8 protein-coding genes and 1 pseudogene are annotated in these 7,122 nt (G+C 30.6%); all 9 read right to left on the bottom strand.

Going from position 1 to position 7,122, the window contains the following annotated elements; all coding sequences use genetic code 11:
* Positions 1-501, bottom strand: a 501-nt coding sequence (locus PLW95_05965) for a hypothetical protein (GenBank protein ID HOV22208.1), incomplete at its 3' end; no start/stop codon positions are given.
* The gene (locus tag PLW95_05960; protein HOV22207.1) at positions 494-1,033 is read right to left on the bottom strand and encodes a hypothetical protein; all 540 of its coding nucleotides are present in this window, start codon (positions 1,031-1,033) and stop codon (positions 494-496) included. The genes PLW95_05965 and PLW95_05960, both read right to left, overlap by 8 nt.
* Positions 1,034-1,333: 300 nt before the next feature.
* On the bottom strand, positions 1,334-1,915 hold the full coding sequence (locus PLW95_05955) for a hypothetical protein (GenBank protein HOV22206.1): 582 nt from the start codon (positions 1,913-1,915) through the stop codon (positions 1,334-1,336).
* Entirely contained in the window at positions 1,912-2,916 is a 1,005-nt protein-coding gene (pilM, locus tag PLW95_05950; protein ID HOV22205.1) for a pilus assembly protein PilM, read from the bottom strand. Before pilM ends, PLW95_05955 begins: the two co-directional genes overlap by 4 nt.
* A 208-nt stretch (positions 2,917-3,124) precedes the next feature.
* Positions 3,125-3,380 (bottom strand): annotated as a pseudogene (locus PLW95_05945) (type II toxin-antitoxin system HicA family toxin).
* Entirely contained in the window at positions 3,377-3,574 is a 198-nt protein-coding gene (locus PLW95_05940) for a 2-oxoisovalerate dehydrogenase (GenBank protein HOV22204.1), read from the bottom strand. The pseudogene PLW95_05945 and the gene PLW95_05940 overlap by 4 nt, the downstream one beginning before the upstream one ends.
* A gap of 197 nt (positions 3,575-3,771) precedes the next feature.
* Positions 3,772-4,182 (bottom strand): prepilin-type N-terminal cleavage/methylation domain-containing protein, encoded by a 411-nt coding sequence (locus PLW95_05935; protein HOV22203.1) that lies wholly within the window; start codon positions 4,180-4,182, stop codon positions 3,772-3,774.
* A gap of 132 nt (positions 4,183-4,314) precedes the next feature.
* Positions 4,315-5,532 (bottom strand): type II secretion system F family protein, encoded by a 1,218-nt coding sequence (locus PLW95_05930; GenBank protein HOV22202.1) that lies wholly within the window; start codon positions 5,530-5,532, stop codon positions 4,315-4,317.
* A gap of 351 nt (positions 5,533-5,883) precedes the next feature.
* Complete coding sequence (locus tag PLW95_05925; protein HOV22201.1) at positions 5,884-6,963, bottom strand: type IV pilus twitching motility protein PilT; 1,080 nt, start codon at positions 6,961-6,963, stop codon at positions 5,884-5,886.
* Between the last annotated feature and the right edge of the window lie 159 nt (positions 6,964-7,122).

The raw sequence follows: 7,122 nt of genomic DNA, 5'->3' as shown, positions 1-7,122 counted from the left end.
TTCTTCAAAATTCATTTTTAGTTCATAAAAATCGTTTCCATTTTTTAATAAAATACTATCAGGAAAAATTTTATATATTTGATATTCCTCTATATATTCCCCTTCACATTTTACATTATCATCTATTATCACCATTGGTTTTTGTTCATCATATACAATCCCTGAAATTAAAAAGGTAATTTCTTTTTTTTCTTCTTCTCTGATAATTTTCTCTACTTTTTCAACATCAATTTTTCTTTTTATTGGATTAAATGGGTCTTTTCTTACAAGATTCAATTCAGGTGTTTTTTTCATATTGTCAATATCCTGTAGTTTCTTTTTAATTTCTGCAAAATGTTCTTCTGCTTCTTGTAAGACAACACTTAATCTTTTCTCTTTATTTTTTTGTCCTTCTGCACTTGCATTTTCTTTTCCTTTTAAAGTTAAAGTTGAAAAAAATATAACAAATAGAAGAATAACCAATATTCCAATTTTTAAAATTCTCTTTTTCTCTTCATTCATTTTTTCCCCCTTTTATTCCAACAATTTTTAAATCAAAAAATACTTTTTCCCCTTCTTTCCCAACTTCAATCTCATCTATTTTTAGATATTTATCTCCTGTTTCAACCTCATAAAGAAATTTTAAAAGGTCTGGAAAAGAACCAACAAGTTTTGTTTTCCATATATAATATTTAGAACTTTTTTCATCTTTTAAATTTCTTTCAAGAATAGATAGTTCAAGATTATATTTTTCTGCCTTTTCTCCAAGATATTGAAACATAAGAAAATTCGGGTCATCAGTATTTGCAAGCCATTCAAAACATTTTATCTGATCTTTTACAACAGAAAGAGTTTTGTTTATTGTATCAAAAACCACAGGTATATTTTTAATTTTTAAATAGTAATATTCAACAGTTTCTTTTTCAACCTTTACCTCATTTATAAATCTCCTTTGTGGCAATAAAAAGAAAACATAAAAAACCAATATAATTGCTGCATAAGAAATCAGCATCCAAACAGCATATTTTTTAATATAAATTATATATTCTTTCATTTTCATTTTTTATTCGTAAATATCAGTAGAAGTTGTGTTATACTCAGGCACAAAATTTCAATCCCCCTTCAAATCCCCCTCAATCCCCCTTTACTAAAGGGGGAAAGATTGTCTCCTTCCTTTGAAAAAGGAAGGCAGGGATGGATTTCCTGTAATTCCCCAAAATCTCCCGTTGTCAAAGTGGAAAATATCAACCCCCCTCATCTAACTTCTCCCCAACGGGGAGAAGAAACTTTTTCTCCTTCTCTTTCTGCCTCTCCCCTTTCTTCCCTCTCCCCTGCGGGGAGAGGGAATTAACAATTATTTTAAAGAACATTCAAACACAAAATAAACAACTTCTTCTTCCGTTTTTACATTATTTATTTGTGTTAGGGTTATTTTATCTATAAAACTACCTCCATCTCTTTTAAGATTTTGAACAAAATAAGAAAGTGATTTTCTTGGGTTTTCAACAATTGGAGACACATATCCATCAATAATAATCACTTTCTTTTTTTCTTGACTTCCACTTTCTTTAAAAGAAATTCTATTAAGATACATCCCAGGAGGTAGACAATTGGAAATTAAAGATAGTTTATCATACCATACAACTCTGGTATTTATCTCATCTTTATAAAAAGATATATTTTTACATAAAACATTACATTCATCATGAAATTTTTTTACCATTTCTACTAATAATTCATCTTTTCTTATATCTGCCCTTAATTTATCCATATTTTCTTTATCCTGTAAAATTATAAGTTTATTTGATAGGTATACTCCACCAAGAATTAAAAGAATTAGAAAAAGACCTCCAAAATAAAATATAATAATTTTTGTTAATACCCTTCTTCTATGAAATCTTTCCAATCTTTTACGCAGAATATTTATTTCTATCATCCAATTTTCCTTGTAAGAAGCCCTAATGATATAGAAAAAAACCTACCCCGTTCTTTTATATCAGGAGGAACTAAATTTTCATCTATGTATTCAAATGGATTCCATATTTCAATATTTTCCTGTAATTCTTCTTCTAACAATTGTTTTAAACCAGAAAGAGTAGAACTTCCACCTGTTATAAGAAATTCAGATGGTCTTTCTCCTGTTCTTGTTCTAAAATACTCCACCCCTATTTCAATTTCTCTCAAAAGTTCTTCAGAGGAGTTTTTTACAGCATTTTTTACTTCTTCATAATTCTCCTCATCTGTAATAAATTTTTCACTTTCTTCAATTGAAATTTCTTTTGTTTCAGATATAAAATTTATTACATTATTCCCACCAAAAGGAATATCTCTAACAAAAATAAATCCATCCTTTTGAGCAATTGAAAGGTTTGTTGTGTTATGCCCCAAATTAAGAATAAAAACAGGTAATTGCCAATTATTCTTTTTCACATAATTATAACAATTAACAAGAGCAAGACCATCTATATCCATAATTAATGGTTTAAGTCCTGATTTTTGAAAAACATTTAAAATGAAATCACATTTTTCTTTTGGATACCCAACAAAAAAAACATATTTTTTCCCTCCAACATTGAATACAGAATAATCATATTCTATATTTTCAATTCCTGTTGGAATTACCTGAAGAACTTCAATCTCAACTGCATTTTTTATTTCTTCTTCTGGCATTTCTGGTATTTCAAAATAATGTATAACTAAACCTTCACCACTGATAGAACATACAGTATTTCTATCTTTTATATTAAGTTCTTTGAGATATACTTTTAAAACATTAGATAAAATTCCAGATGAATCCTCCTCAGTACTTTTCTTCCAATTTTCAACTGGATTTTCTATCATACCAAAATTTTTTATAAGAAAAACATCTTTTTTTCTATATCCTTCAAGCACTTTAATATACTTTTCTCCAATATCTACTGCAACTTTAGGTACCATTTTTAATTTTATCCAATCCTCATTTATATTTTAGTAGCAAGCAATCCCCCCTCATCTATCTTCTCCCCCAAGGGGAGAAGAAATAAGGAAGGAACCTTTTTCTTTTTTCATTTATTTTCTCCTCTCCCCATAGGGGAGAGGGGCGAGGGTGAGGGGGGCTTTGCTTCTTTTTATTTTTTTACACTACTATTTATTAACATAATTCTGTTCAACTTCTACGGCATAATTTTATTTCTTTAATTAGAAGTTCTTTTTCAAATTTTAGGTGTTCAGCAACATCTTTTAAGATGAAATTTAAAGTTCCTACTCTCAAAACTTTATGTTTAGGAATTGTAATATGGTGCGTTCCATTTTTGTGAGTTGTTAATCTGATATGACTTCCTGTTCTGTCTTGTAATTTCATATCCATATTTTTTTAAAAATTTTACTAATTCTTCTCCATTTATATCTCTTGGAATTTTCATACTTTTACCACTTCCTCTTTTACTATATGCAACCTGATAATAAGAGGCATCTCCTCTTCTTCAAAATGACATTTAACAGCATCCCTGACCTCTTTCTTTAATTTATCCAATGTATCTGCCTGTGTAAAAATAGAATATCCTAATGCTCTTGCTTCATATCCCCCTTCTGGGGGTTCTTCTACTAAAAATATAATTTCTTTATCTCTTTTTGTTCTCTCTACATTTTACTTTTTATATATATTTTATCATATTTTTTAAAAATATGGTGTTATTTTGAGTGAGTTATAAGGGGAAAAATTAAAGAAAATTTTTTGAAAATTTTTACAAAGAGGAAAAAAACAATGAAGAAAAGAAAGGGGCGGACTTTTAAGTCCGCCCCTTTTTCTAATTTTTACCAAGGGTTCCAGTTAGTTCCACCATCCTTAGTCCATTCTAAATACCCATTCTGGTCTATTCTGACTTTTAAATTTGCATCATCATCACAGGTTGTTATTGCTTTAAAAGCTGTTGCAGTCACATCACCGTCAAAGCTGTAATCAGTGAAGTATTTATTTGCAGATGCATCTATTCCTAACTCAGTTTTGTCATCTGTATATGTATTATGTTGTGCATAATAAACTAACTCTGCAGTTCTGACGGAACCAACAAGCGCTGCGCCTTCTGATGCTTTTGCCTGCTTAACATGAGCAGTGTAAAGAGGAACTGCTACTGACGCTAATATACCAACGATGATAACTACAACCATCAATTCTATTAGTGTGAACCCCTTTTTGTTCTTCATCATTTTTCTTATTTTCTTCATCCTTTCTCACCTCCTTTTTTTTGTTATATTATACCTTATTGTCAATATTTTTGTCAAATTTTTTAAAAATTCCCCGCAAAGTATAACCGCGGGGGTTAAATTTCTTTTCGGAACCAGTGCCTGAGTGAATTTTTACTTTACTGCTCCTGCAATTTGAAAAATTGGAAGATATATTGCTAAAACAACTATTCCAACAACAACCCCTAATCCAATTATAAGCACTGGCTCTATTATTGAAGTCATTATGTTTATTGTTGCATCAACTTCATCACTAAAAAATTTTGCAGTTCTATTAAGCATATCTTCAAGTCGACCTGTTTCTTCTCCTATTTTTATCATTCTCACAAGAAGTGGTGGAAAAATTTTGTATTTTTTCATTTCTTCACCAAGCGTTTTTCCCGATATTATTTCTTTTTTTATATTTTTTATAATTTTTTCAACTATAACATTTTCTCCAGATGATGCAATTTCTAAAGCAACTACTATACTTACACCTCCTGAAAGTAATGTAGAAAGTGAACGAGAAAATCTTGAAAGAGTAATTTTTGTAATAAGTTTTCCAAAAAAAGGAAATCTTAATTTAATTGTATCTATAATTTGCCTTCCTGTGGTGGTTTTTCTAAAAATTAAAAAGGCAATTATAAGTAAAATTATTCCAACAATAATTACTGGAAAAAATTTGAAAAAAGCATGGCTTATATTGAAAATTAACATTGTAAGGGGAGGAAGTTTAGTTCCTAAACTGGTAAAAATTGACTGAAATTTTGGGATTAAAAATAAAAAAACAAAAGAAATAACCCCTAAGAAAAAAACAAATATCACAGAAGGATAACTTAACGCCTGTCTTACTTTTCTTAATAGTGCAATTTGGTCCTCAAGATATTTTGCAAGTTCTTCCATAATTTTTGTTAAATTTCCACTTTCTTCACCTGTTCTAACAAGAGAAACATAAAGAGGAGAAAAAACATTTGGAAATTTTGTCAAAGCATTTGAAAAATTGCTTCCTTCTTGAATTTCAATCTTTATTTTTGAAAGAACATAGGAAAAATATTTGTTGGTTGTTTGTTCAGAAAGGTCACCAATTATATCAATAATAGGCACACCTGCATCAAGCATTGTAGTAAATTGTCTTGAAAATATTGCAAGTTCACCAAGTGAAACTCTTCCTCTTGTTTGTTTTTTTTGAGAAACTATTGGGGAAAGTCCTTTTTCTCCAATAAAGTTAATTTCAATAGGGATAAGATTTTGTTTCCTCAAATTAAGAATTACAGTCATATTTGAATCCGCATCTATTACTCCTTCTCTCCTTTTACCTGAAAAATCTCTCGCTACATAAAAATATTTCGCCATTTTTAATTCCTATTTTTTTTACTTTACACTTTGCACTTTAAAACTCCGTCTGCTCAACTTATCGCTTCTGCGCTTGCCCGTCTGAGCATTAGAGAAGGAGGGTAGGGCTGGTTCGTGCAACTTAATTTTAAACTGCCTGTGTAGAACAATTCCCCCTCATCTTAATCTTCTCCCCTGTGGGGCGAAGAAAATTATAGTGAAAATTAAAATTCTTTATTTTTCCCCTCTCCCCTTTTTTTCTTTTCTGCCTCTCCCCGTTGGGGAGAGGTTCAAGGTGAGGGGGGCTTTTTTAATCTCGCTACTTACTACTCTCTACTTTATACTGCTCAGTCAACTAAGTTGCCCTGAGTATTAAGTGCCTCCTAAAAGTTTTTTTAGTTCTTTGACATTGGGAGAATTTGCTAATGCAATGTCTTTTGAAATAAGTCCGTTTTTGTAAAGAGAAAGCAAAGAAGAATTCATTGTTCTCATTCCACTTTCTCCACCTAATTGAATTTGAGAATAAATTTGTTCAAAGTGTCCTTCTCTGATTAAATTCCTTATTGCAGAATTGGTTATCATTATTTCTGTTGCAAGAATTCTACCGTTATTATCTTTTTTAGGTAACAATTGTTGAACAAAGACACCAAGAAGAACAAGTGAAAGTTGTGTTTTAACTGTCTGTTGTAAATTTTCTGAAAAACTATTTACAATTCTTCCCATTGCTTGAATTACTTCACCTGTATGTAAAGTCGCAAGAACAAGATGCCCTGTTTCAGCAATTCTTAGTGCTGCTTCAATTGTTTCAATATCTCTCATTTCCCCAATTAAAACAACATTTGGGTCCTGCCTTAAAACTCTTTTTAATGCTTCATTAAATGAGTCAGTATCTATTCCAATTTCCCGCTGTTCAACTATTGACCTTTTGTGTTTGAAAATATACTCAATAGGGTCTTCTATTGTAATAATATGCATTGGAAAATTTTGATTAAGATATTCAACCATTGAAGCAAGAGTAGTGGACTTTCCACTTCCAGTTGGGCCACATATTAGAACTAACCCATGCGGTTGAGAAAGTAATTTTTTTAGCATATCAGAAGGTAATCCCAGTTCAGCAAATGTTGGAATTTTGTCTTTAATTGGTCTTATTGCTATTCCTATTGTGCCCCTTTGATAATGTAAGTTGATTCTAAATCTTCCCAATCCACTTACTCCATAAGAAAAATCTAATTCTTTTTTTTCTTCAAATGATTTAATTTGAGAGGGACTTAAAATATCATAAATTAAGTCCTTACATTCATCAGAAGATAGTTCAGGAAATTCAGTAACAATTAATTGACCATTGACTCTTATATTGGCAGGAAATTTTGCAACAATATGAATATCCGATGCTTTTTTCTCAACTGCATAAACAAGAATTTCTCCTATTTTATATTTGCCTTTGTAACTCATCTTTAATATATTTATTAATCTTTTTTATATGTTAGTAGCGATCCCCCTCATCCCTACCTTCTCCCCAACGGGGAGAAGGATGAAATCCCCCCCTTCATCCCCCCTTTCTAAAAGGGGGAAGATACTCCTTCCCTTTCCAAGGGAAGGATGGGATGGATT

The organism is bacterium (assembly GCA_035370465.1).
GTDB lineage: Bacteria > Ratteibacteria > UBA8468 > B48-G9 > JAFGKM01 > JAGGVW01.
Note: the sequence above shows the minus strand (reverse complement) of the source record. Positions and strands in the feature narration are given on the sequence as shown.

Excerpts from the sequence above, each read along its gene's own strand:
- pilM (HOV22205.1), bottom strand. The coding sequence starts at position 2,916 with ATGGTACCTAAAGTTGCAGTAGATATTGGAGAAAAGTATATTAAAGTG.
- PLW95_05930 (HOV22202.1), bottom strand. The coding sequence starts at position 5,532 with ATGGCGAAATATTTTTATGTAGCGAGAGATTTTTCAGGTAAAAGGAGA.
- PLW95_05925 (HOV22201.1), bottom strand. The coding sequence starts at position 6,963 with ATGAGTTACAAAGGCAAATATAAAATAGGAGAAATTCTTGTTTATGCA.
- PLW95_05955 (HOV22206.1), bottom strand. The coding sequence starts at position 1,915 with ATGATAGAAATAAATATTCTGCGTAAAAGATTGGAAAGATTTCATAGA.
- PLW95_05960 (HOV22207.1), bottom strand. The coding sequence starts at position 1,033 with ATGAAAGAATATATAATTTATATTAAAAAATATGCTGTTTGGATGCTG.
- PLW95_05935 (HOV22203.1), bottom strand. The coding sequence starts at position 4,182 with ATGAAGAAAATAAGAAAAATGATGAAGAACAAAAAGGGGTTCACACTA.